Annotated in this window: 23 protein-coding genes; 11 read left to right on the top strand and 12 right to left on the bottom strand. The window is 57.3% G+C overall.

Translation table 11 applies throughout. The features are described from left to right. Window positions 1-126: 126 nt before the first annotated feature. The 4 genes from J3P88_RS22790 to J3P88_RS22775 form a co-directional block, all read right to left on the bottom strand. Complete coding sequence (locus tag J3P88_RS22790; RefSeq protein WP_434571760.1) at window positions 127-1,959, bottom strand: ABC transporter ATP-binding protein; 1,833 nt, start codon at window positions 1,957-1,959, stop codon at window positions 127-129. An 84-nt stretch (window positions 1,960-2,043) separates the two neighbouring features. Then, on the bottom strand, window positions 2,044-2,607 hold the full coding sequence (locus J3P88_RS22785) for a peptidylprolyl isomerase (RefSeq protein ID WP_186704597.1): 564 nt from the start codon (window positions 2,605-2,607) through the stop codon (window positions 2,044-2,046). Window positions 2,608-2,611: 4 nt separating this feature from the next. Continuing rightward, complete coding sequence (locus J3P88_RS22780) at window positions 2,612-3,415, bottom strand: alpha/beta fold hydrolase (RefSeq protein ID WP_434571757.1); 804 nt, start codon at window positions 3,413-3,415, stop codon at window positions 2,612-2,614. A 14-nt stretch (window positions 3,416-3,429) separates the two neighbouring features. Beyond that, window positions 3,430-4,353 carry a LysR family transcriptional regulator gene (locus J3P88_RS22775; protein ID WP_053120154.1) on the bottom strand — a complete coding sequence of 308 codons (924 nt, stop codon included), beginning with the start codon at window positions 4,351-4,353 and terminating at the stop codon, window positions 3,430-3,432. Window positions 4,354-4,403: 50 nt separating this feature from the next. Between J3P88_RS22775 and J3P88_RS22770 the strand changes: the two genes are divergently transcribed. From J3P88_RS22770 to J3P88_RS22755, 4 genes are all read left to right on the top strand, one after another. Next, a complete protein-coding gene (locus J3P88_RS22770) occupies window positions 4,404-4,718 on the top strand; it encodes a 3-phosphoglycerate kinase (protein WP_122566132.1) in 315 nt (104 codons plus the stop codon). Between the two features lie 150 nt (window positions 4,719-4,868). Further along, complete coding sequence (locus J3P88_RS22765) at window positions 4,869-5,468, top strand: FMN-dependent NADH-azoreductase (RefSeq protein ID WP_434571755.1); 600 nt, start codon at window positions 4,869-4,871, stop codon at window positions 5,466-5,468. A 296-nt stretch (window positions 5,469-5,764) separates the two neighbouring features. After that, window positions 5,765-7,633: an ATP-binding protein gene (locus J3P88_RS22760; RefSeq protein WP_434571753.1), complete on the top strand. Its 1,869-nt coding sequence runs from the start codon at window positions 5,765-5,767 to the stop codon at window positions 7,631-7,633. 141 nt (window positions 7,634-7,774) lie between these two features. Next, window positions 7,775-8,641: a carboxylate/amino acid/amine transporter gene (locus J3P88_RS22755; RefSeq protein WP_434571752.1), complete on the top strand. Its 867-nt coding sequence runs from the start codon at window positions 7,775-7,777 to the stop codon at window positions 8,639-8,641. Window positions 8,642-8,775: 134 nt separating this feature from the next. Here the strand turns inward: J3P88_RS22755 and J3P88_RS22750 are convergent, their stop codons facing one another. Next, entirely contained in the window at window positions 8,776-10,074 is a 1,299-nt protein-coding gene (locus J3P88_RS22750) for a mechanosensitive ion channel family protein (protein ID WP_186704601.1), read from the bottom strand. A 193-nt stretch (window positions 10,075-10,267) separates the two neighbouring features. On the opposite strand from J3P88_RS22750, the gene J3P88_RS22745 reads away from it, so the two are divergent. Continuing rightward, a complete protein-coding gene (locus tag J3P88_RS22745; RefSeq protein ID WP_434571749.1) occupies window positions 10,268-11,614 on the top strand; it encodes a DEAD/DEAH box helicase in 1,347 nt (448 codons plus the stop codon). A gap of 241 nt (window positions 11,615-11,855) precedes the next feature. Here J3P88_RS22745 and J3P88_RS22740 read toward each other — a convergent pair whose 3' ends face one another. Further along, entirely contained in the window at window positions 11,856-12,131 is a 276-nt protein-coding gene (locus tag J3P88_RS22740; protein ID WP_186704603.1) for a hypothetical protein, read from the bottom strand. A 353-nt stretch (window positions 12,132-12,484) separates the two neighbouring features. Here J3P88_RS22740 and J3P88_RS22735 point away from each other — a divergent pair, with 353 nt between their 5' ends. From J3P88_RS22735 to J3P88_RS22725, 3 genes are all read left to right on the top strand, one after another. Then, window positions 12,485-15,007 (top strand): sialidase family protein, encoded by a 2,523-nt coding sequence (locus J3P88_RS22735; protein ID WP_434571747.1) that lies wholly within the window; start codon window positions 12,485-12,487, stop codon window positions 15,005-15,007. Window positions 15,008-15,421: 414 nt separating this feature from the next. Beyond that, window positions 15,422-15,790: a ribonuclease toxin immunity protein CdiI gene (cdiI, locus tag J3P88_RS22730; protein WP_434571745.1), complete on the top strand. Its 369-nt coding sequence runs from the start codon at window positions 15,422-15,424 to the stop codon at window positions 15,788-15,790. Between the two features lie 245 nt (window positions 15,791-16,035). Further along, complete coding sequence (locus J3P88_RS22725) at window positions 16,036-16,404, top strand: hypothetical protein (RefSeq protein WP_434571744.1); 369 nt, start codon at window positions 16,036-16,038, stop codon at window positions 16,402-16,404. 138 nt (window positions 16,405-16,542) lie between these two features. Here J3P88_RS22725 and J3P88_RS22720 read toward each other — a convergent pair whose 3' ends face one another. Together J3P88_RS22720 and J3P88_RS22715 are read right to left on the bottom strand one after the other, a co-directional pair. Then, on the bottom strand, window positions 16,543-16,809 hold the full coding sequence (locus tag J3P88_RS22720; RefSeq protein ID WP_434571742.1) for a DNA-binding protein: 267 nt from the start codon (window positions 16,807-16,809) through the stop codon (window positions 16,543-16,545). Between the two features lie 52 nt (window positions 16,810-16,861). Further along, window positions 16,862-17,134, bottom strand: a complete 273-nt coding sequence (locus tag J3P88_RS22715) for a hypothetical protein (RefSeq protein ID WP_434571740.1) — start codon at window positions 17,132-17,134, stop codon at window positions 16,862-16,864. Between the two features lie 687 nt (window positions 17,135-17,821). On the opposite strand from J3P88_RS22715, the gene J3P88_RS22710 reads away from it, so the two are divergent. Further along, a complete protein-coding gene (locus J3P88_RS22710) occupies window positions 17,822-18,073 on the top strand; it encodes a HigA family addiction module antitoxin (protein WP_434576590.1) in 252 nt (83 codons plus the stop codon). Between the two features lie 196 nt (window positions 18,074-18,269). On the opposite strand, the gene J3P88_RS22705 is transcribed toward J3P88_RS22710, so the two are convergent. Next, window positions 18,270-19,001: a DUF899 domain-containing protein gene (locus tag J3P88_RS22705; protein ID WP_434571738.1), complete on the bottom strand. Its 732-nt coding sequence runs from the start codon at window positions 18,999-19,001 to the stop codon at window positions 18,270-18,272. Between the two features lie 185 nt (window positions 19,002-19,186). On the opposite strand from J3P88_RS22705, the gene J3P88_RS22700 reads away from it, so the two are divergent. Continuing rightward, window positions 19,187-19,579 carry a transcriptional regulator gene (locus J3P88_RS22700; protein ID WP_411386781.1) on the top strand — a complete coding sequence of 131 codons (393 nt, stop codon included), beginning with the start codon at window positions 19,187-19,189 and terminating at the stop codon, window positions 19,577-19,579. A gap of 80 nt (window positions 19,580-19,659) precedes the next feature. Here J3P88_RS22700 and J3P88_RS22695 read toward each other — a convergent pair whose 3' ends face one another. The 3 genes from J3P88_RS22695 to J3P88_RS22685 form a co-directional block, all read right to left on the bottom strand. Continuing rightward, window positions 19,660-20,526: a DUF6279 family lipoprotein gene (locus J3P88_RS22695; RefSeq protein ID WP_434571736.1), complete on the bottom strand. Its 867-nt coding sequence runs from the start codon at window positions 20,524-20,526 to the stop codon at window positions 19,660-19,662. 80 nt (window positions 20,527-20,606) lie between these two features. Beyond that, complete coding sequence (locus J3P88_RS22690; RefSeq protein ID WP_434571734.1) at window positions 20,607-21,323, bottom strand: TorF family putative porin; 717 nt, start codon at window positions 21,321-21,323, stop codon at window positions 20,607-20,609. A 189-nt stretch (window positions 21,324-21,512) separates the two neighbouring features. Further along, a complete protein-coding gene (locus tag J3P88_RS22685; protein ID WP_018607615.1) occupies window positions 21,513-21,701 on the bottom strand; it encodes a hypothetical protein in 189 nt (62 codons plus the stop codon). A gap of 337 nt (window positions 21,702-22,038) precedes the next feature. On the opposite strand from J3P88_RS22685, the gene J3P88_RS22680 reads away from it, so the two are divergent. After that, window positions 22,039-22,875, top strand: a complete 837-nt coding sequence (locus J3P88_RS22680) for a CvfB family protein (RefSeq protein WP_186704614.1) — start codon at window positions 22,039-22,041, stop codon at window positions 22,873-22,875. The last annotated feature ends 49 nt before the right edge of the window (window positions 22,876-22,924 follow it).

Raw genomic sequence — 22,924 nt, 5'->3', positions numbered from 1 at the left:
GCGCAGCAGCCCCAATAAGGCTGGGTGTCCAACGTATTTATTGTGTTGGAACTCAGATTTTGGGGGCGCTTCGCGCCCCAGCGGGAGCAAGCTCCCTCGCCACGGGTCAGTGGTGTCTGGTAGAGATCAGTCGATCCCCACGAATCCACCCGTCTGATGCTGCCACAGTCGCGCATACAACCCGCCATGGGCCAGCAACTCGGCATGGCTGCCGGTCTCGGCGATGCGGCCATTTTCCAGCACCACCAAGCGGTCCATCCGGGCGATGGTGGAGAGGCGGTGGGCGATGGCGATCACGGTCTTGCCTTGCATCAGGGTTTCAAGGCTTTCCTGGATCGCGGCCTCGACTTCCGAGTCCAGCGCTGACGTCGCTTCGTCCATGATCAGGATCGGCGCGTCCTTGAGCAGCACTCGTGCGATAGCGATGCGCTGGCGCTGGCCACCGGACAGTTTTACACCGCGCTCACCCACATGGGCATCGAAGCCGGTGCGGCCTTCGGCGTCCGACAGCAACGGTATGAACTCATCGGCCCGGGCCTTGTGCACGGCTTCCCAGAGTTGCGCATCGGTGGCGTCGGGCTTGCCGTAGAGCAGGTTGTCGCGAATCGAACGATGCAGCAGCGACGTGTCCTGGGTGATCATGCCGATGCGCTCGCGCAGGCTTTCCTGGCCGACTTCGGCGATATTCTGGCCATCGATGAGGATGCGCCCGCCCTGTACGTCGTAGAGGCGCAGCAGCAGGTTGACCAAGGTGGATTTACCCGCGCCGGACGGGCCGATCAGGCCGATTTTCTCGCCGGGCTTGATCACCAGGTTCAGGTCGCCGATGACCCCGCTTTTCTTGCCATAGTGGAAGTCCACATGCTCGAAACGCACCTCGCCCTGGGCCACCGCCAGCGGCTTGGCCTCGTCGCGGTCGGTGACGCTGACGGGCTGGGAGATGGTCTGCAACCCGTCCTGGACCATGCCGATATTTTCGAAGATGCCGGTAACTACCCACATGATCCAGCCGGACATGTTGACGATGCGAATCACCAGGCCCGTGGCCAGGGCAATGGCCCCTACGCTGATCAGCGACTGGGTCCACAACCACAGGGCCAGGGCCGTGGTGCCGACGATCAGCAGCCCGTTCATGGTGGTGATGACCACGTCCATGCTGGTCACCACGCGGCCGGCCAGTTGGGCTTTTTCAGTCTGCTCCTCAATGGCTTCGCGGGCGTATTGCTGTTCGAAATTGGTGTGGGCGAACAGCTTTAGGGTGGTGATGTTGGTGTAGCCGTCGACGATCCGTCCCATGAGCTTGGAGCGGGCATCGGAGGACACCACGGAGCGTTCCTTGACCCGTGGCACGAAGTAATAAAGTGCGCCGATGTACGAGACGATCCACATCAGCAGCGGAATCATCAGGCGCCAGTCGGCTTCGGCGAACAGCACCAGTGAGCTGATGGCGTAGATCAGCACGTGCCACAGCGCGTCCACGGCCTGCACCGCCGAGTCGCGCAGGGAGTTGCCGGTCTGCATGATGCGCTGGGCGATGCGTCCGGCGAAATCGTTCTGGAAGAAGTTCAGGCTCTGCTTGAGCACGTAGCTGTGGTTCTGCCAGCGGATCAGGCTGGTCATGCTGGGACTCAAGGTCTGGTGCACCAGCAAATCATGCAGGGCCACGAAGATAGGCCGAAAAACCAGGGCCACAACAGCCATCCACGCCAGTTCCAGGCCGTGGAGCTTGAAGAAATCCGCGCTGGGCGTTGCCTGGGTCAGGTCGATGATGCGGCTCAGGTAGCTGAACAGCGCTACCTCGATCAGCGCACCGATCAGGCCCACCACCAGCAACGCGGCGAAGCTTGGCCAGACCTGTTTCAGGTAATAAGTATAGAAGGGTAGGACGCGGTCCGGCGGGGCCGAGGTAGGGGCGTCGCGAAAGATGTCGATCAGTTTCTCAAAACGGCGGTAAACCATGGGTACATAGCCCGGGCAGGGCTCTCCTTATATTGCTGTGAGCGGCGCGGGGTCGCCGGCACCGCTCAGGCTTGCCCTGTGTGTTCAGTCGATGCGCTTGGCTGACTTGATGATCACAGGGTCGATCGGCACGTTTTGCATGCCTTGCTTGGTGGTGGTCTGGGAGTTGACGATGATGTCCACCACGTCCATGCCCTTGACCACCTTGGCGAACACCGCGTAGCCAGCGTCACGGCCCGGGTCGAGGAAGGCGTTGTCGGCCACGTTGATGAAGAACTGGCTGGTGGCTGAGTCCGGGTTGGAGGTGCGGGCCATCGACAAGGTGCCGCGAACGTTGTGCAGGCCGTTGCTGGCTTCGTTCTTGATCGGCGCCTTGGTTTCTTTCTGCTGCATCTGCTGGGTGAAGCCGCCGCCCTGGGCCATGAAGCCCGGGATCACGCGGTGGAAAATCGTGTTGGTGTAGAAGCCGCTGTCCACGTACTCAAGGAAATTCTTGGTACTGATGGGGGCCTTGACCGGGTCCAGTTCGATTTCGATCTGGCCGTTGGTGGTGTCCAGCAATACATGCGGTGCCTTGGCAGGTGTCGCGGCCATCAGGTTGGCGGCGAACAGTACGGTGCCGGCGGCGAGGACGATTTTTTTCAGCATGGGGTCAGTGATCCTGAGTGGTGGTATCGGTTGCGGTCAAAAAGTCGAGCAGGGTTTGGTTGAAGCGTTCGGGTTGATCCAGCGGGGTAGCGTGCCGTGAATCGGCGATGACCACCAGCCGTGCGTTGGGCAGATGCTTTACATAGGCTTCTTTCAGCGCCACCGGGGTGTAGTCATGGTCGGCGCAGATGACGAGGGTTGGACAGGTAACCTGTGAAAGTCGTTCCTGGACGCCCCAGCCTACGATCGCATCGAAGCTGGCGAGATAAGCACGTTTGTCGTTCTTTGCCCAGCGTCGGGCCATTTCCAGGCGTAACTCGGTTTGTTCAGGTTTGGGGAACAGCTTCGCACCGAGGGCCTTGCCGATGGTCTCCAGGCTGAGCAGGCGCATCAGGCTCCAGCGCTTGAACCATTGCCAGCAATCGTCCGGCGTGCGGACTTTGACTTCCGGCGCGCTGTTGACGATGCACAGGCTCTTGACCCGTTCGGGTTCATCCACCGCCAATTGGAAACAGATCATGCCGCCCATGGACCAGCCCACCAGATGCACCGGCCCAACGGCGAGGTGTTCGATCAGGGCGCTCAGGTCGGCGCTGAAACCGGCGATGCTGAAGCGCTCGCGGGGTTTGTCGGAACGGCCGTGGCCGCGCACATCCATCACGATCAGGCGGTAGTGGGCGGACAGAACCGGGATTTGCTTTTCCCAGTCCTGGGTGCTGGAACCCAGCCCGTGGACCAGCACCACGGGCGCGCCGTGGCCGTATTCCTCGTAGTGCAGGTTGCAACCTTCGTGCTCGAAATAGGCCATCGGCGAAGTCCTTGTCAGGCTTGTTCAGGGGCGGCGAATGGCGCATCCAGCGGCGCGGTGTCGAAGGTGCGCAGCAGTTCGATCAGGATTTGCGTGGCTGGCCCCAGGGGTTTTTCCTTGTTTGAAAAAAGATAGAAGGTCGAGTTGCGGCTGCCTCCCTGTTCCAAGGGTAGACGCTTGAGCACGCCTTCCTTGAGTTCCCGCTCGATCATGTGCCGGGGCAGCCAGGCGAAACCCAGGCCACTGCCGACAAAACTCGCGGCGGTGGCCAGGCTGCCCACGGTCCAGCGTTGTTCGGCGCCGAGCCAGCCAACGTCCCGGGGTTGCTGGCGGCCGGAGTCGCGAATGACCACTTGCAACTGGCTTTCCAGGTCCTGGAAGTTAAGTTCCCGATTGAGACGGTGCAGGGCATGCTCGGGATGGGCCACCGCGATGAATTCCACATCGCTCAATTCCGCGCCCAGGTAACCGGGAATGCTGAAACCGCTGATGGCCAGGTCGGCCACGCCTTCGAGCAGCACTTCTTCGACACCCGACAACACTTCTTCCCGCAGCCGCACTCGGCAACCGCGGCTTTGCGGCATGAACGCGGTCAAGGCGCGAACGAGGCGGGCGTTGGGATAGGCCGCGTCGACTACCAGGCGCACTTCCGCTTCCCAACCCTGCTCCATGTGGTGGGCCAGGTCTTCCAGTTGGCTGGCCTGTTTCACCAATTGCCGCGAACGGCGCAGCAGCACGCCGCCGGCTTCGGTCAGCACGGCCTTGCGCCCATCGATGCGCAGCAACGGCACACCGAGTTGATCCTGCATGCGGGCCACGGTGTAGCTCACTGACGACTGGGAGCGATGCAGCACATCGGCGGCCTGGGCGAAACCGCCGTGGTCGACCACCGCCTGCAGGGTGCGCCATTGATCCAGGGTCACGCGGGGCGCTTTCATATCGAGCTCCTCTTGTCCTAAGCTGGCGGTCCCTTGGTGGAGACTGCCGAATGAAGAAAATCTGTTGTGTGGTGCTGGCCTTGCTGCCACTGACCGCGTTTGCCTACCCGATCGATGTGGAAAAACACCTCAACGGCCTGAGCATCGACTACACCGCCTATGACACCGATGCCGACATCGGTTCCATCCAGGTCAACAACTACGGCAGTACCGACGCGGCCTGCACCGTCGTGTTCCGCAACGGTCCCGAGGCACCGCGCACCCGCAAGATCGAAGTCGCCGCCGGCAAGTTCAAGAACGCCACGGCCAAGTTCAACCGCAACATCATCAAGCTGCGCATCAAGCTGACCTGTCAGCCGAAATAGGCCGGCGGCGGGGCATTTGATATTGCTTGCTCCGCTTATAAACGAAAATATCGATGCATTACAGCAGTTATTTGCGCTTTTTCATCGATATGCTCACGTTTAACCTTCACTCCATCGACTGACAACATTCTCAGATGGAGCCTACAAGCCATGTCCCGCGTTCTGATCATCGAAAGCAGTGCCCGCCAGCAAGACTCGGTTTCCCGTCAACTGACCCAAACCTTCATCAGCCAGTGGAAAGCTGCGCACCCGGCCGACGAAATCAGCGTTCGTGACCTGGCCATCAACCCGGTGCCCCACCTGGATGCCAATCTGCTGGGCGGCTGGATGAAGCCTGCCGAGCAGCGCAACGACATTGAGAACGCCTCGCTGGAACGCTCCAACCAACTGACCGATGAGCTGCTGGCCGCCGATGTACTGGTGATGGCGGCACCGATGTACAACTTTGCCATTCCCAGCACCCTGAAAGCCTGGCTCGACCACGTGCTGCGTGCCGGCGTGACGTTCAAATACACGCCCACCGGTCCCCAAGGCCTGCTGGCCGACAAGCGCGCCTTCGTGCTCACCGCCCGGGGCGGCATTCACGCCGGTGGCAGCACCGACCATCAGGAACCCTACCTGCGCCAGGTCATGGGCTTCATCGGGATCCACGACGTGACCTTCATCCATGCCGAGGGCATGAACCTGGGTGGCGACTTCCAGGAGAAAGGGTTGACTCAGGCCAACGCCAAACTGTCCCAGGTCGCCTGATCCGTTAATCCTCGGATAATCGCCAGGTGGTTTAGTGACCTGGCGCTTCCCTTCAAACCGTTTTGCGCATCGAACCTCCCTTTGCACTTATTGCTCCTGAGTGCATCAGCCCGATTGAACGCTTTAGCGAGATCGGGCTTTTTTTTGGGGAAATGGAAAAAACGGCCTTAAGATGGACGGTCTTTCAAGTCCTGAGCACTGGAAATGGTCAGGCCGTAGCGTCACCCGGATTGGGCAAATCTCTCGATGCCTGCTGTGGTAATTTATGCGCGCAATTACAGTAGGGAGACTGTGATATGTTCAACGTCAAACGGAAAACATGGGCCTTATTCCTGGCCTATCTCTTAGGGGCGAGTGGCTATATCTACTACCTCTATGTCGAGACGCAAAGCGTCCTTACAGACAATATCAACAATAAATTGCTGCATGCCGCGCTGGGCGCTTCGGCCATCCTCGGCGACCGTTACCATGACAATCTGGTCGATAAACGTTCCAAATCCCAGGCGCAAGACTGGGATACCATCGAGCGGCTCTCCAACTTCAACGAGTCCATGGGCACTGCTTTTGTCTATAGCGTGATCCAGCGAGGTGCAGAGGCTTATCTGGTCAGCTCCAGCGCATCGAAGGAAGAAATCCAAGCGGGGAATTTCGTGCGCTTTTTCGATCCGTATCCCGATGCCAGCCAAGCCTTACTCGACAGTTTCAAACGCACCGAGCCAACCTGGATTGATTACTCGGATCATTGGGGGGATTTTCGCGCGGTCTTTGTGCCACTGAAATCACAAGACGGTACGGTGTACGTTGTCGGGGCGGAAATTACCTTGGCGGAGTACTACCAACAACTCAGTCATGACTCCCTCTACCATATCATCCTGGCCATTTTGGTCTTTCTCGCTTTAATCCTTTTGCGCATGCGTACGCATGTCCAGCAACTGCGAGTCAATGAACAGGTATTGAATCAGGCAAAAAATGCCGCCGAAGAGGCGGATCGTTCTAAAACCCGGTTTCTGGCCACCATGAGCCATGAGATTCGCACCCCTATGTACGGCGTCATCGGCGCGACCGAGCTGCTGGCGAAGTCCGAACTGAATCCTGAGCAGCGCCGCCTGTTAAAAACGATTCATGGCAGTGGACGAACACTGTTGTCGCTTATTGATAACATTCTCGATCTGGCAAAAATCGAAGCGGGCAAACTTGAGTTGAAGCCTTGTGTGTTCGATGTGAGAACACTGGTTTCATCCAGTCTTGAAATGATCCGACAAAATATCCAGGGTAAACCAATCGTCCTTGAGGCCAAGGTTTCTGCGGACGTGCCGCCCTTGATCAAAACCGATATCGAGTGCCTTCGCCAAATATTGATCAACTTGCTGGGCAACGCCGTCAAGTTTACCGAAAGCGGCGAGGTCTCGCTCACGGTCTCCAGCATCGGTCACGGCCCTCAAGCCCGGCTCGACTTTTCCATCCGCGATACCGGCATTGGCATTCCCCTTGAGCGGCAGAACAGTCTGTTCAAGCCCTTTGCCCAGTTTAAAGAGCCGGTCAGCCAAGGTTTTACCGGGAGTGGGCTGGGGCTTTCCATCTGCAAAACACTGATCGAGGCGCAGCAGGGGACCTTGTCCTTTACCAGCCAGCCTGGGGTTGGATCGACGTTTTGCTTCTCGCTTCCCCTCACACTTTTTTCAGTCTCGGAAATACCCCTCGGAAACGATCGCGCCGCGGTGAGTTTCGACGCCTCTTTTGCCGAGGATTACCCGCTGGATATCCTGCTGGTGGAAAATCACCCAGTGAGCCAGAAAGTTGCCATGGCGATGCTACAAGAGTTGGGCTATGTACCCGACTTGGCATCCAACGGGCGGGAGGCGGTCGATCAGTGCAGGGTTTCGACGCCGGAGATCATTTTCATGGACATCAACATGCCCGTCATGGACGGACTGCAGGCCATCCATGGCATCCGTGAACTCCCGGGGGGCGATACCTGCTACATCGTGGCCTTCACCGCGAGCGCCTTTTCCAGCGAGATAGAACGTTTCAGGGCCGCGGGTGCCGACGACATCCTGACCAAACCGGCGAACTTTCAGGCGTTGACCCGTGTGCTTCAGCGTGCTGCCAACCATCGACGCCAGCGCCAGGCCAATCCTTGGGTCGTGGATGAAACTCCAAGTTAGTGGAGGACCTGTGGGAGCGAGCTTGCTCGCGATGGCGATGGGTCAGAATATTGATGTTGACTGACACTCCGCAATCGCAAGCAAGCTCGCTCCCGCCGTTCAAAACCGCTATCTTCGCCGCCATTCGAAACGAGGGGCGGTATGGGCTATCTACTGTTTGTGACATTGATCCAGGCGTTTTCCTTCAGCCTGATTGGCGAGTACCTGGCCGGGCATGTGGACAGTTATTTCGCGGTGCTGGTGCGTGTGGTGCTGGCGGGGCTGGTGTTCATTCCGTTGACCCGCTGGCGCCAGGTGGAGCCGTCATTCATGCGCGGCATGCTGTTGATCGGGGCCTTGCAGTTCGGCGTGACCTACGTCTGCCTGTACCTGAGCTTCCGGGTCTTGACCGTGCCGGAAGTGCTGCTTTTCACCATTCTCACGCCCCTGCACGTGACCTTGATCGAAGACGCGCTGAACCGTCGCTTCAATCCTTGGGCATTGATCGCGGCGTTGGTGGCCGTGGCCGGTGCGGCGGTGATTCGTTATGACCGGATCAACCCGGATTTCTTCATGGGATTTTTGCTGCTGCAACTGGCCAACTTCACCTATGCCGCCGGGCAGGTGCTCTACAAACACCTGGTGGCCCGTCACCCGAGCGACCTGCCGCATTACCGGCGTTTCGGCTATTTCTATCTCGGTGCGCTGATGGTGGCGTTGCCGGCGTTCCTGCTGTTCGGCAAGCCAGACTTCTGGCCCGAAGCCCCATTGCAATGGGGTGTGCTGGTGTTCCTCGGGCTGGTTTCCACCGCATTGGGGCTGTACTGGTGGAACAAGGGCGCGTGCCTGGTCAACGGCGGGACGCTGGCAGTGATGAACAACCTGCACGTGCCGGTGGGGCTGTTGGTGAACCTGCTGATCTGGAACCAGCACGAGGCGTTGGGGCGGTTGCTGCTGGGTGGGTCGGTGATATTGATGGCGGTGTGGATCAGTCGGTTGGGAGTACGCAAACCCCAGCCTTCACACTGAACCCCCTTGTGGGAGCGAGCCTGCTCGCGAAGGCGTCGTGTCAGTCGGTATATCAGTCGTCTGGCACTCCGCTTTCGCGAGCAGGCTCGCTCCCACAAGGGATCTCCAGTGTTTGAAGGGCATGCCGTTTGAGGTCAAACCACCTGCTTCTGCGGCTCCGGCAGGTGGCTCGCCCCCAGCACCGCCGGCAGCAGCCCCGAGCGCAGGTCCGTGCCGCTCGGCTGCTGGTACAGGTTCAATCCGAACTCCGGCATCACCGCCAGCAGGTAATCGAAAATGTCCCCCTGGATCCGCTCGTAGTCCGCCCACGCGGTGGTGCGGGTGAAGCAGTAGATTTCCAGCGGGATGCCCTGGGCGGTGGTCTGCATCTGCCGGACCATGCAGGTCATGTTCGGCTGGATCTCCGGGTGGCTCTTCAAATAGGCCAGGGCATAGGCGCGGAAGGTGCCGAGATTGGTCATCCGCCGGCGGTTGGCCGACATCGCCGCGACGTTGCCCTGGGCCTCGTTCCAGGCCTTGAGCTCGGCCTGCTTGCGGCTGATGTAGTCGGTCAGCAGGCGGACCTGGGTCAGGCGTTGTTCCTCCTCGTCATGCAGGAAACGCACGCCGCTCGCGTCGATGAACAGGCTTCGCTTGATCCGTCGCCCACCGGACTGCTGCATGCCGCGCCAGTTCTTGAACGACTCGGACATCAGGCGCCAGGTGGGGATAGAGACGATGGTCTTGTCGAAGTTCTGCACCTTGACTGTGTGCAACGTGATGTCCACCACATCACCGTCGGCGCCGACCTGGGGCATCTCGATCCAGTCGCCGACCCGCAGCATGTCGTTGCTGGTCAACTGCACGCTGGCGACGAACGACAGCAGGGTGTCTTTGTAGACCAACAGGATCACCGCCGACATCGCACCCAGGCCCGACAGCAGCAACAGTGGCGAGCGGTCGATCAGCGTGGCGACGATGATGATCGCGCCAAACACATACAGCACCATCTTCGTCAGTTGCACGTAGCCTTTGATCGAGCGAGTACGCGCGTGTTCGGTGCGTGCGTAGACGTCCAGCAGGGCGCTGAGCAGGGCACTGAGGCTCAGCACCATGAACAGGATGGTGAACGCCAGGGCCACATTGCCCAGGAAAATCATGCTGGTCTTGCTCAGTTCCGGCACCAGGTGCAGGCCGGATTGAATGATCAGTGACGGCGTCATTTGCGCCAGGCGATGAAAGACCTTGTTCTGGCGCAGGTCGTTGACCCAATGCAAGGCTGGCTGGCGCCCAAGCAACTTGGCGGCGTGCAGGATCAGGTAGCGCGCGACGCGTCCGAGCACCAGGGCGATGACCAGCAGCAACATCAGGGCGAGGCTGGAATGCAGGAGCGGGTGCTGGTCAAGGGCACCCCAGAGGTCTTGAATGTTGACCCAGAGTTGTTTGATGTCCATGGACGAAACGATTCTTCTATAGAGACGCGACGGGGCGATTAGAGCATTTAAGCCCGCTCAAGTGACCGTTGATGCAATATCGGCTGATAAAAAAGCACTGATTTACCGCCGTTTGTACAAAGAAACTCGGCCTTCGCGCTCGAAACCGTTACCCTATGCAGCTGTTTTTTTGCATTTCTTCGAGGTAGCACCCGTGTTTTCCCAATTCGCCCTGCACGAACGCCTGCTCAAAGCCGTGGCCGAGCTTAAATTTGTCGAGCCAACGCCGGTGCAGGCAGCGGCTATTCCGCTCGCGCTCCAGGGGCGTGACCTGCGGGTGACGGCGCAAACCGGCAGCGGCAAGACCGCCGCGTTCGTGCTGCCGATCCTCAACCGCCTGATCGGCCCGGCCAAGATCCGCGTCAGCATCAAGACCCTGATCCTGCTGCCGACCCGTGAACTGGCCCAGCAGACCTTGAAGGAAGTGGAGCGCTTCTCGCAGTTCACCTTCATCAAGTCCGGCCTGATCACCGGCGGCGAAGACTTCAAGGTCCAGGCCGCCATGCTGCGCAAGGTGCCGGACATCCTGATCGGCACGCCGGGGCGGATGATCGAGCAGTTGAACGCCGGCAATCTCGACCTCAAGGAAGTCGAAGTGCTGGTGCTGGACGAAGCCGACCGCATGTTGGACATGGGTTTTTCCGAAGACGTGCAGCGCCTGGTGGACGAGTGCGTCAACCGCCAGCAGACCATGCTGTTCTCCGCCACCACCGGCGGTTCGGGCCTGCGCGAGATGATCGCCAAGGTGCTGAACAACCCCGAGCACTTGCAGCTCAACGCGGTCAGCCAACTGAACTCCACCACCCGGCAGCAGATCATCACCGCCGACCACAACCAGCACAAAGAGCAGATCGTCAACTGGTTGCTGGCCAACGAGACCTACGAAAAAGCCATCGTGTTCACCAACACCCGGGCCATGGCCGACCGCATCTACGGCCGCCTGGTGGCCCAAGAATACAAGGCGTTCGTGCTGCACGGCGAGAAGGACCAGAAGGACCGCAAGCTGGCCATCGACCGCCTCAAGCAGGGCGGCGTGAAGATCCTCGTCGCCACCGACGTCGCTGCCCGCGGCCTGGACGTGGATGGCCTGGACATGGTCATCAACTTCGACATGCCCCGCAGTGGCGATGAGTACGTGCACCGCATCGGTCGTACCGGCCGTGCCGGCAACGACGGCCTGGCGATCTCGCTGATCTGCCACGGCGACTGGAACCTGATGTCGAGCATCGAGCGCTACCTCAAGCAGAGCTTCGAGCGCCGCACCATCAAGGAAGTCAAAGGTACTTACGGCGGACCGAAGAAGGTCAAGGCGTCGGGCAAGGCCGTTGGCGTGAAGAAGAAAAAGGTCGACGCCAAGGGCGACAAGAAAAAAGCCGGCGCCAAGGGCCCGACCAAACGCAAGACCGCCAATCGCCCTAAGTCCGACGCCCCGTCGCTGGTCAGCAAGGACGGCATGGCCCCGCTTAAGCGGCGCAAGCCAGAGACACCAGCGGCTGAGTGAAGCTGCGTTAGCGCTTGCTAAAAAGAACCGGACCTTGGGTCCGGTTTTTTTATGGGCTGTTACTCAGCCTTACGTACAACAGGCTCTTGTGGCGAGGGAGCTTGCTCCCGCTGGGCTGCGCAGCAGCCCCGAGAGGGTCACTGTTTATCAGCCCTGATGTTGACGCTCAGGTTTGGGGCGCTTCGCACCCCAGCGGGAGCAAGCTCCCTCGCCACAAAAGCTGGCCGTGCTCGCTCGGCGATCACTCCGCTTTCCTCTGCGCCTCTTCCAGCTCCTGCAGGCGCTTATCGATCAATTGGCACTTATCCGGCACCTCCTTGCTGGATGTTTCCAGATCCATAGCCTTCAACTCGTCATTCATCTCCTTGGCCTTGGACGGATCCTGTTCTGTGAGCTTGGCGATTTTATCCGCCAGTTGTTCACGCTTGATGGTCGCCTCCTCAGGTGTGCAAGCGGCCCAGGCGGGCAGGGCGCAGGTGAGGGTGGCGGCGAGGGTGAGTTTGATGAGGGTTTTCATGGCAGGGCCTCATATTCCTTGTTGGGCAGGTAATGGGTTGAGGCTGGTATAGGCCGGAAAGTTCATCTTTAGCCGCCATCGCTTGAAGTCTTTTTTGGCGTTCTCCTAGCCGATATTAAACAGTCGGCTACCATGGAGGATGCACCTGCCGCACATCCGCCAGCAAAAGCCGGAGCGTGCCTGCAGTCGATGCCTTCCAACCCTATGCATTGTCCTTGAATAACAACGGAGGAGACTCCAGAAACGGTTGAGCCTGAACACGTCGCTGTCGGTGCAGATCATGCTTTAGCAATGGAATAACTACCCAGGGACACGTGCGGCCTGGGTAGTCACTCACTCAAGGAATGAAAGCTATGAGCCTTAGAACAATACTCGGTCGGCTGATGTTGTGTCTGTGTGGTTTATTTATTGTCTCCTCAGGCTATGCGGAAAGCGTGATTGTCGCGACGCCGCAACAAGGCGTAGGGATCGAAGTGAATGTCTTCGATAACCCGGATGACGTCAGTGGCAAGCCGTCTTCAACGAGCGTGGTGCGCTACAGTTCATCGTACTTTGTCCCCGTGGTGCAGTCGTTCAAGGGCAAGGTCTACATGTTCTGGGCCAGCAACAATGATCAAAAGAATATTTATTTCTCTTCTTCAGTAGAGGGAAAAGTCTGGTCCGCACCGAAGCCCATCCCGGTCGGTAACATCTACAGTGGCGTCTCGGTCACCGTCTTCCAGCAAAAACTGATACTGACTTTTGCCGACTCCCCGCGCCAACAGTTAAAGACCATCAATTCCGACGATGGCATCAATTGGTCCGCTGTTGAGTCGGTCAATACAATCCATACTGCGCTTAATAACAAAGCCGTCGTGTACAACGGTCAGTTGTTCGTCTTGTACAACGAAAACAGTGGCAAGGCTGTTTACTACGTGACCTACGACGGCCTTAAGTGGAGCACGGAAAAAACTGCATTCCAGGAAGGTCCCGACACGATCGTGAATCTGGTACCTGTCGTCTACAACGGTGATTTAAGGGTCTATTACAGCTTTTTTAACGGCGGGCTGTTCGAGCGTACTTATGACCGGGGTGGGAACTGGGGCACGAAGCAGGGCCTGAAGGGTATACCTGACAAGAGTTCCCTGAACAGTGCCACGATGGTCAATGAACGGTTGTTCATCAGCAGTGGCCCCAATGTTTATTATTCCACCGCTTCAACCGGTCCAACCGGTTCAATCAATGGACTTGAATGGGCGCCCTATTTCGCTTTTCCCGGACGTTCCGCCTACCCCTCGGGATTGGGCGTTTCCTACGCCATTACCACAAGCGATCTAACCACGCGCAACCCGAAACTGCCGGCCGATCTGGCCACAGGCCTCAGCCATACCGATTACGCAACGTTCGCCTGGCGCAGCTTCTTCGCCCTCAACAACACGGCTGCGGCACCATTGCCCGCTAACCGCGGCGTCGGCAATCCCGCCAGCAGTTTTGCTGATTCGGGCAAAGTCTCAAAATCTCCCAGCCCGTTGTTATGGCAAACCTTCGCGCACCGTACCGAGTTGTTTCCGGCAATCAATAAAAACGGCGTAGGCGGGCCTACGCGTCCGTTTGGTTCTGACCCGCAATACAGTTATATCGAGTTCCCCCAGGGGGCGCCTTTGGCGTCGGGCGCTACCTATGCTCATTACAACAATTTGGATGAGGCGACCCAGATAGGGCAAAACGCGATATTTTTCCCGGTAGATCCCCCCTATCCAGCGAAGACAAAAGACGACCCAACCGGGGACTACGCGCCTTCAAAGGACAGCCAGATATTGTTTGAGGCCAAGGCGAATCCAGTCATCTATGAGTATGCTCGGAAGCTGACGAGCTATCCTGAAACCAATATCGTCTTGCCCGACGGCGCGGTGGAGGTCAAGGCGGCATGGCGCAAGCTGGCAGACATTCCAGTACCGAATCAATCGCGCTACCACACGGCAACTGTGGTGACCTATCGGGGCACCGACGCAAAGCCGATCGCATACAATGAAGACTACGCTTTGGTCGCCTTGCACATTATCCATAAGACGCCCAACTACCCGACCTTCATCTTCGCCACGTTCGAGCACGAAGATGCCCTGACAAGTGACGGCAAACCGACAGGTCTCTACTACATCGCCAATTACAACAAGATTGACTATCCCTCCTCCTCAGCAGTAGCGCCTAATCCACCGGTCGCGACCTTCTCTGATGGCAACACAACCCATACGGTTACCCTGCCCAGAGAGGATTTCGTAAAATCGAGCGTTAATCCGCAAATCTACTCCGGCACCAAGGGGATCCCTGAGGGGCAGGCCGGTCCGATTGCTGTAGTGCAACCGCAAACCGTCTTTAACGAAGTCGCTGCGGTCAACGATCAGGTCAAAGCGCTGATGAACGGGAGCAGCGAATTCACCAGTTCGGTCTGGAAGCATTACAAACTTAAAGGGGTGCAGGCTATCCCTTCTAGCGAGCAAACCGACCCGGATTACTACTTGGCCAATATCATGGTCGAGAGCAGCCAGCCGGGGATCCAGCTGTTTCGCGGTAGCAACTCATTTCCCATTCCAGAGGACAGCGTCCTGACCAATACTCGCGACTTCCTGAACATCAGGGTGCCCGATTATGACCACAGCACGAAAAGCACCCTGACCATGGGCGGTTGCATGGGGTGTCACGGCATTGCCCAGAGCCAATTGAAGCAAGGTTTCAGCTTCCTGTTTGATGCGATCAATATTGGTAGCTCCGCTCGCCCCACCGGCTTTTCGAACCCCGAAACCGTAGGCTTGCCAGATCCTAAAACCATGAATGCACGGGCCCTGAAATATTCTTTGGGTTTTCAGAATAAGGATGTGGTGGAGAGTATGGGCAAGTAGCAGCCAAACACCTCGAGCAGGGAAGGTCGCAAACGGGGACCACTCTGCTGCCTGAAGCAGAAGCAACACGCTTTCAATAAAAAACCGGACTTTGGGTCCGGTTTTTTTATGGGCGAAACCCGCCTGCCACGCTGCATGTTCGTTTTGTAGGCGATTTCCAATCTTGCCCAGGACCTTTCGTACCCCCCTACCGGAACCCTCTGATTTCAGATGAATGGTTCTAGGAATAGCCTCAAAGCCAAACCCATTTAGTTGACGTCAAAATGATGGCTCATTAATATCGCGCCACTATTTTGATGTCACTTTCCACTCGAGGGATCGAACATGTCCTCACCCGCCTTTTGGGCGAGTTTATCTAGATCCTACTACAGGCACAGTACGTAACTTTCACCCAAGATGAGTAAGGAGTGTGTTTTGAATGAGTTATTTGGACAGCCTTATGATCCTCTAGACCCAAGCTGGGTTATAAAGGCTTATTTTGATGTTTTGCATGATGATGGTCTGTTTGTTAAAGCTATAGGGTGTCTTGTTAAGCGATGGGGGTTTGGTACAGACGGTGCTCACTGTGATTTTCCGGATATGAACAGTTATTTTCAGGAGGATCACTTCGAAGGCGTAAGATTTTCGTACGGGTATCCTTCGGATGAAGATAATTCAGTAATTGTGAGTGAGGAAGTTTTTTGTAAATGGTTGAAGCTTGCTTGCGATAAGTTTTTGGATCGTTCTCCCGAAAGGTCGCAGGAGATCAGTGAGTTAATTGCGAGTTCGTTTTTTTCAAAGTGAAATTTAAAAAGACTGACCCTGACCTACGCTTTTTCAGCGCTTTTTCAGGGACAGAGCACATATCAGTGTAGGCTTTAGATGTAGAACTCGGTTTGTACCTAAGAGTCCCGATCTGTGGGGTTGCTCGCCAACATGGTGATTTGTTTAAAATGGAAAAAGGGGACGGAAAAAGGGGGCGGATTTTTTGATTTATCCAAGCTCTCGGAGAGATGTTGAGTGTGCTCGTGAGTTATTAGAGGATTTAAATGATGCACTCAAGCGCTAAGATATTTTATGATTTTGTGAATTGGTTGATTTCGTTGCGTTTTTTTTCAGATGGAGAGTTATCTGAGATTCTTGAGGAGTTTGACGGTGTTCAAGGGGTCGTAGAGAATAATCTGTTTATATCTGCATATGAGGAGATAGCTCGCTATCTTGCTCGAAATAAAACAGTTGATGAGATGGTTGAGTTCTTTGAGTCGAATCGTGGGGTGTTAAGTGAGTTGCCTGGAGAGCAGTATTACTTCGTTGAGTCGGTAGTGGATGTGTACTCGGGCGATGGGCGAAATGTTTCTGATTTGATCGATGCTTCACCGGAGAGATATAGGGAGTATTTGCTAAATCGCTTCGCATGAGGGACAAGGCATAGAAAAAGGGGACAGATTTTAATGGTGCTTACTTAACGACTAATTAGCTGATGTAGCTGCAAAAAATGAAAAAGACTGGCCTTGGAGTACGGCTCCTCAGGGACGGACCACATATCTGTGTAGGTTTTAGATGTAAAATTTGGTTTGTACCCAAGAGTCCCGATCTGCGAGTTTTCTCGCCAGCATGTTGATTCGTTGCTGGTAGGAAAGCTCGCTTTCGCATGGGTCATTCCCTAGACAATTCGGCCTCTTCTTGGCGCGTGCGAATACTTCCATCGCTTTGGCGATGTAGCTTGTATTGTCGGTTTCCCGGGCATCTCTCATAAACTCCGCAATGGCCTCTGGTGTGCTGAGATATTCTGCGGGGTCAAATTCTGTAAAGGTCTCAATCATTTTGCTCTCCGCGTATGTGAAAAACGGGCGACCCAAAGGACGCCCGTTTTCGTTACTCACCAGCTTGCGCCCGCAACCGTCTCCCAATCACATCCATCACATCACACCCATCGCGCAACGCAATCGTCAGCATCTTGCAAAAGTCCGAAAGCACCACCGTATCGGAGCTGATATCCGAACGGAACGCGATGTTTTCCAGCAGTTGGGTCACGGTGCGGATGCGGTAATCGGCGGTTTCGAAGAGGACGTCGAGTGGGGCTTCGGTGTCGATGAGCAGGGTGGCTGGGGTGCAGTCGATTCCGGTGATGGGCATGTATCTGGTCATAAGCAGAGCCTCGAAAGTTGATGAGTCTCTCTGTAGATCGGGTCGCCAAACCCGGCTGCCTTTTTGGGCGCCGAGGGACTATAGGGCGATTCGCTCTTGGGCCACAAGACACCGCTTTCCGAGCTTCATGTAGGACCTTTGGCCTGGCCGTTGTCGGCTTTAGCTCAGGCAAAGCAGGCGACTGCTGCGCAGTCGAGCGGGAGCAAGCTCCCTCGCCACGGGACGGTGTTCGATTTGGGGGGGTATCTACATCAGTCGCCGTAGGGTTTGGTCTCTTATGTGTTCATTGTGATGCGAATAAGTCTTCGTTTCTTCCCCTCCGAGCTGTTTGTCATCTGTCCGTTTCGTAGGAGGTTTCTACCTTCAAGGGGGATCCTTCGTACTTTTAGACGGGATGCGTCTGATTTCAGAAGGACGGTTTCGACAGTAGTCTTTGGTTCAGAGGTGCGCCGCGTCGAACCATCGGCCTGATCAGTGTGTGGTTGGCGTGGTTGGTTACACCGGATGGCGAGACGATGGGATCTGCATATCTGCGCCCGAATAGCCACTAAGCAGGAGGCATACGTTATGTCGGAAATATCGAAAACCGATTGGGAGCGCTTGGTCAAGTTGGACGACTCGGACATCGATACCAGCGATATACCCCCGCTCGGTGAGGATTTCTTCCGCCGCGCTGTGCTGATTACCATGTACAACCCTCCCCATCCCGGGGAGTTCATTTCCAAGACTTACTTGGATCCGAACGGCATCAGCGGCCTTGAACTGGCAGAAAAGCTCGGGATAACCCCCTCAACACTGAGCCGTGTCTTGAAGGGCTCCAGCCGCGTGACGCCCGAAATGGCGCTGCGGCTGTCTGTAGCGCTTGGCCGCTCGCCGGAGAGTTGGCTAGCCATGCAGGATGTTTACGATCTGTGGGTGGCGCAGGGCAAGGGGATTTGAGGCGGACTCATCGAGATCGGCCTGTCTTTTTAATCGTGGTCTGGTCCGGTTCTGGTATGGAAGCAGGACTCTCAGTTTCCCATCCTTCCATTACCCGCTATCTACGCTGGCAGGCACAGAAGGCGACCACTGCCCAGTCGAGCGGGCGCAAGCTCCCTAGCCACAGGGCTCGCGCTCGACTGGGCGGGCTGACGTATCAGCTGTGGCAGCAACCACGCGGCTTGGCCTCTTCGTATTTATCGTGGTGCCGCACCCAGTCCATGATTTCCTCTTCATTGCGGCCCTTGGGCGTCAGGTCGAGGTAGTTGTAGGTGCCGACCAGGATGTCGAGGCCACGGGCGTACGTGGAGTAGGTGTGGAAGATGTCGCCGGCTTCGTTGCGATAGAAGACGCTCAGGCCGGGGAGTTCGCCTTCGGTGGTGTCGGTTTTTTCGTAGTTGTAGGTGGTTTTTCCAGCGGCGGTGTCTTCGGCTTCGAAGCTGACGCCGAAGTCGTAGTTGAAGTCGCAGCCTTCCGACGAGACCCAGTCGAAGGACCAGCCCATGCGGCGTTTGAACGGTTGGAATTCGGCGAAGGGCGCGCGGGAGACGGCGACCACGGCCACGTCGTGGTGGGCCAGGTGTTGGTTGGCGCCGTCGATGTGGTCGGAGAGGAAGGAGCAGCCCTGGCAGCCTTCTGCCCAGCCGGGGCCGAACATGAAGTGGTAGATGATCAGTTGGCTGCGGCCGCCGAACAGGTCGGCCAGGCTTAGTTCGCCGTGGGGGCCTTGGAAGCGGTAGGGTTTGTCGATTTTGACCCAGGGCAGGGTGCGGCGTTCGGCGCTGAGTTTGTCCCGTTCGCGGGTGAAGGCTTTTTCGTGGGCCAGGTGCTGGCGACGGGCGGCGAGCCATTCTTCCCGCGAGACGACTGGATGATTCTCTACGTTCATGGTGATTTCTCCTGTAGGCAGTTGCTCAAGTCGGCGCTTCACTCATTGGTCGTTTGGCCTGGGGTAAATTCGACAGGCCGTTGGTCGGCTGGCGGGATGGGCCGTCCGCCAACCCGGCTGAACGGTGGCGTGGCGCCTCGGTCACAACCTAGGTAGGCATCTCACTCTTTAGAGGATGGACCAGGATGACGACTTATAACTGGGACTTGATCGAACGGTTGTTGCACGAAGTGCAGAACGGCGCTGGCCACAGTTTTGCTCCTCGGGTTTATGCGGAGGAGTACGCGGCGGCGAAAGCGGCTGAAGGCGGGGAAATCGAGAACCTCGATCATTTGAAAGCAGTCGCCGGGGAGTATGAAAAGTTACTGCTGGAGCGTGGCTATATCGAGCCGCGGCCGGAGGAAGAGGGCGGCAACGGCGAGAATTTTGTGCTGACGCCGCGTGGCTCGCGGTTGTTGAGCCTGATCGACAGCAGCATTCCGGGCAATGATCATCCACGCGAGGTGTTGGATGAGCAGGAAGACGCGCTGGATGAGTTTACGTTTGATGAAGTGGCTTCGAAGGCGCAGATTGCCTAGCGCCGAGAGCAGATTTTTGTGGGAGCGAGCAAGCCCGCTCCCACATTTGTTTTTCACTCCACATTGGATTTTTGCTGGTCTCAGGGCTGTGCTGCCTTCAGGCACTTCAAATCAGTGAAATCTTTCTTCACCCCGTCGATTTTCTTCAACAGCTGTTCGCGCTGGGGCGGGGTGCTTTCGGCCATCAGGTCCACCAGCAGGCTGCGGGCCTGGGCTTCGGTTTTGCTGAAGGCCTCGCGGTAGGCTGGGGTCCAGAGGCTTTCGCGGTCGACGAGTAGCTGCTCGATGCGTTTGGGGAAGTCCGGGCTGTGGCGTTGGGCCACGGCTTCGCTGAACTGGTTTTGCCAGTGGGCGCGGTTGGCGATCCATTGCTGGTTCTGGTCGCCGAGGGCGGTGGACCAGGCCATCACCCGTTGGCGCTGGGCGTCGTTGAGCGGGCCGAGCCAGTCGTCCAGGCGTTTGACCATGCGTTCGCTGCGTTGCTGGATCTGCTCCTGCAGCGTCGGCTTGAGGTATTGCTGCTGGCGTTTGCGCTGGTCCTTGACGAAGGCGGTGTCCATGTCGGCAACTTGGTCGTCGCTCAGGCCTTGCAGCAGTTCGATGGCAGAGGGGGTGATTGCCCGGGCGGTTTCGGCGATGGCGGCCTTGGCTTCCCGGGTGCGCTGTTGTAGCGCTTCGTCGGTGACCTGGTTGGTCTGCACCATGGTCTTGAGGCGATCCAGCCAGTCGAGGTAGCCGGGTAACTGAGTGGTGCAGTGCCAGGTCAGGTGGTCCTTGAGGCGTTCGTTGAACCAGTCTTTTTGCTCGCCTTTGATGTCCAGGTAGTCGTTGAGGGTCCAGGGGATGATCAGGTCGAGGTTGCGGTACGCCAGCCCGACGCGGCTGCAAGCGGTGAGCACGAAGAGCATGGCGATGAACATGGCGGTGCGTGTTAACCAGCGCGACATGAGCGAGTCCTTGCGAATGCGTAAGTGCTTTGTTTGAGCATGGCAGGCGCGCAGCAGTTCAGCTGATTAATGCGTAACGCTTAGTAAAAAGGGTGGGCCATCTTGAGGGTCAGCAGGCTGTCGCATTCGCTGTTGTGGCCAGAGTACGCCGAGCAGCTGCTGCCGCTGAGGCTTGAGTCGCTGTAGATCAGGTCCAGGTCGATGCCCATCCAGGGGCGGGAAATTTTCAGTGACCAGTCGCTGAAACTGCCTACAGAACCGTTCTCGACCGAGACCGGCGTATTGAGTTGGTGGGTGGTGTATTTGGCGCTGATGCCAATGCCGAACGGCACATTGCCGCCCAGATCCGCAAATAACGTGCTGTTCTGCTTGTCCGGATCGTTGCTCAGGGCCGCGCCGAAGCGGCTGCCCAGCACGGTCAGGCCGCCATAGAACTCCTGGCTGTCGAGGGTATCGACGGTGGGGTAGCTGTAGTGGATCAGGCCGACTTCGTAGCCCAGGGTCTGGTCGAAGGGTTGTTTAAAGCCTATGTAGGAATCGACCTCAAGGTTGGCGGACGATGTCAGGCCGGCGCTGGGGGACCACTGGCCGACGTACCAGCCGCTGTCGTGGCTCAGGTCAAGGCCACCATGGAACGAACCGGTGCTCGACGGCGTGACCAGGCCCTGGGCCATGCTGCGGCTGGGAGTGGTGCCGAGCTTGAGGTCGAAGTCGCCGAGTTCGCGCTGGAACACCTGCCCATGAGCGAGAGAACAGGACAGTAGGCTGATCATCAGCAGGACAATAGGGATGCGCATGCTTCACTCCATGAAATAGCGAGGAGCAGGAACTAAGCTGAAACGCTTGGGCTAGAGAGGTGCAAGCATACCGGCGAATACTCGGCAGCGAAGGCCGTTCGTCGATTTTTGGGAAATGGAAGGGGCGGGAAAGGTTCCAGTCCAAGCGCTTCGAAGCTCAAAGCGCTTTGGGACCAGGTGACGCGCAGGTTACTTCTTGCCCAGGCTGATCTGCTTGGACGGGCCGAATGTCTGGCCGCTGACGCCTTTGGCAATTTGCTGGATCTCGCCGCCGGACTTGAGGAACGCAGCGATCTGGTCGTTGATCGACTCGCTGGTTTCAACGGCTGGAGCTGGCTTTGCTTTGCTGTTGGATGCTTTTACGCGCATGACGGCCATTAACCTGTAGATAATTAATTGGGCCAGGCATCGTACAGGAAATACTTGACAATTGCTTGGCAAATATCCTTCTGAATTATCATCGGCGTGACGGGAATAATACGCGGTTATCCGTCAATTACTGCCCTAAGCCCCTGTTTTAAATAACAACCGTGCGAAAAATAGTGTGCCGATGGCAAGCGGTACGCACCGCCGCTCGCCTGACGAATGGCCGTGCCCGGGTGAAAACCCAGGAAAATCAAGGGTTGTGCCGGGCCTTGTCGGCAAACCGTGCCGGCGACCACGAATCGCACCGTAAAACCGGGTAGAATGCGCCCACGCAATGAGGGTATTGGAAATGGCTTTAGTCGGGCGCTACAACAGTTTGCAAGTGGTTAAACACACTAACTTCGGTTTATATCTGGACGGTGGTGCGGACGGCGAAATCCTGCTGCCCAATCGATATATTCCCAAGGATATTCCCAGCGAAGATGAAGATTGGCTCAATGTTTTCATTTATCTGGACAGCGACGACAAACTGATCGCTACCACGGAAAAACCCAAGGTCCAGGTCGGTGAATTCGCCAGCCTGAAAGTGGTTGAGATCAACAGCATCGGCGTGTTCCTGGACTGGGGCCTGCCCAAGGACCTGTTGCTGCCGTATTCCGAAGAAAAGCGCCAGATGACCGCCGGCGAATACTGCGTGGTGCACGTCTACCTCGACAAGCACACCCGCCGCATCACCGCCACGGCGCGCCTGGATCGTTATCTGGACAAGACCCCGGCCAACTACACGCCGGGCCAGGAAGTGGATTTGCTGGTCGCCGAAGCCACCGACATGGGGTTCAAGGCGATCATCAATAACAAGCACTGGGGCCTGATCCACAAGAACGAAATCTTCAAGTTCATGCGCGCCGGCAAACAGGAAAAGGGCTTCATCAAGGAAATCCGTCCGGACGGCAAGATCAGCCTGAGCCTGCAGCCCGTTGGCCAGGAGGCCGCCACCAGCCTCAACGCCAAGATCCTCGCCAAGTTGCGTGAGAACAACGGCACCCTGGCGGTCAGCGACAAGAGCGACCCGGCGCTGATCAGCAGCCTGTTCGGCGTGAGCAAGGGCAACTTCAAGAAGGCCATTGGCGCGCTGTACAAGAATGGGCAGATTGTCATTCATGCGGATCGCATTGAATTGAGCTGATTCGAACGCAGAATCCGGGGCTTGTGAACCTTGTGATCAATGATCCAGT

It is taken from the genome of Pseudomonas sp. Z3-6 (assembly GCF_051131985.1).
Taxonomy (GTDB): Bacteria; Pseudomonadota; Gammaproteobacteria; order Pseudomonadales; family Pseudomonadaceae; genus Aquipseudomonas; species Aquipseudomonas zanjanensis.
Note: the sequence above shows the minus strand (reverse complement) of the source record. Positions and strands in the feature narration are given on the sequence as shown.

Bases quoted from the DNA above. Each gene is read 5' to 3' on its own strand.
- J3P88_RS22765 (WP_434571755.1), top strand. From the start codon at position 4,869: ATGTCCCGCGTTCTGATCATCGAAAGCAGTGCCCGCCAGCAAGACTCG.
- J3P88_RS22705 (WP_434571738.1), bottom strand. From the start codon at position 19,001: ATGAACGTAGAGAATCATCCAGTCGTCTCGCGGGAAGAATGGCTCGCC.
- J3P88_RS22775 (WP_053120154.1), bottom strand. From the start codon at position 4,353: ATGAAAGCGCCCCGCGTGACCCTGGATCAATGGCGCACCCTGCAGGCG.
- J3P88_RS22780 (WP_434571757.1), bottom strand. From the start codon at position 3,415: ATGGCCTATTTCGAGCACGAAGGTTGCAACCTGCACTACGAGGAATAC.
- J3P88_RS22720 (WP_434571742.1), bottom strand. From the start codon at position 16,809: ATGATTGAGACCTTTACAGAATTTGACCCCGCAGAATATCTCAGCACA.
- J3P88_RS22715 (WP_434571740.1), bottom strand. From the start codon at position 17,134: ATGACCAGATACATGCCCATCACCGGAATCGACTGCACCCCAGCCACC.
- J3P88_RS22710 (WP_434576590.1), top strand. From the start codon at position 17,822: ATGTACAACCCTCCCCATCCCGGGGAGTTCATTTCCAAGACTTACTTG.
- J3P88_RS22790 (WP_434571760.1), bottom strand. From the start codon at position 1,959: ATGGTTTACCGCCGTTTTGAGAAACTGATCGACATCTTTCGCGACGCC.
- J3P88_RS22700 (WP_411386781.1), top strand. From the start codon at position 19,187: ATGACGACTTATAACTGGGACTTGATCGAACGGTTGTTGCACGAAGTG.
- J3P88_RS22785 (WP_186704597.1), bottom strand. From the start codon at position 2,607: ATGCTGAAAAAAATCGTCCTCGCCGCCGGCACCGTACTGTTCGCCGCC.
- J3P88_RS22680 (WP_186704614.1), top strand. From the start codon at position 22,039: ATGGCTTTAGTCGGGCGCTACAACAGTTTGCAAGTGGTTAAACACACT.
- J3P88_RS22685 (WP_018607615.1), bottom strand. From the start codon at position 21,701: ATGGCCGTCATGCGCGTAAAAGCATCCAACAGCAAAGCAAAGCCAGCT.
- J3P88_RS22740 (WP_186704603.1), bottom strand. From the start codon at position 12,131: ATGAAAACCCTCATCAAACTCACCCTCGCCGCCACCCTCACCTGCGCC.
- J3P88_RS22695 (WP_434571736.1), bottom strand. From the start codon at position 20,526: ATGTCGCGCTGGTTAACACGCACCGCCATGTTCATCGCCATGCTCTTC.
- J3P88_RS22690 (WP_434571734.1), bottom strand. From the start codon at position 21,323: ATGCGCATCCCTATTGTCCTGCTGATGATCAGCCTACTGTCCTGTTCT.
- J3P88_RS22750 (WP_186704601.1), bottom strand. From the start codon at position 10,074: ATGGACATCAAACAACTCTGGGTCAACATTCAAGACCTCTGGGGTGCC.
- J3P88_RS22760 (WP_434571753.1), top strand. From the start codon at position 5,765: ATGTTCAACGTCAAACGGAAAACATGGGCCTTATTCCTGGCCTATCTC.
- J3P88_RS22770 (WP_122566132.1), top strand. From the start codon at position 4,404: ATGAAGAAAATCTGTTGTGTGGTGCTGGCCTTGCTGCCACTGACCGCG.
- J3P88_RS22725 (WP_434571744.1), top strand. From the start codon at position 16,036: ATGATGCACTCAAGCGCTAAGATATTTTATGATTTTGTGAATTGGTTG.
- J3P88_RS22735 (WP_434571747.1), top strand. From the start codon at position 12,485: ATGAGCCTTAGAACAATACTCGGTCGGCTGATGTTGTGTCTGTGTGGT.
- J3P88_RS22755 (WP_434571752.1), top strand. From the start codon at position 7,775: ATGGGCTATCTACTGTTTGTGACATTGATCCAGGCGTTTTCCTTCAGC.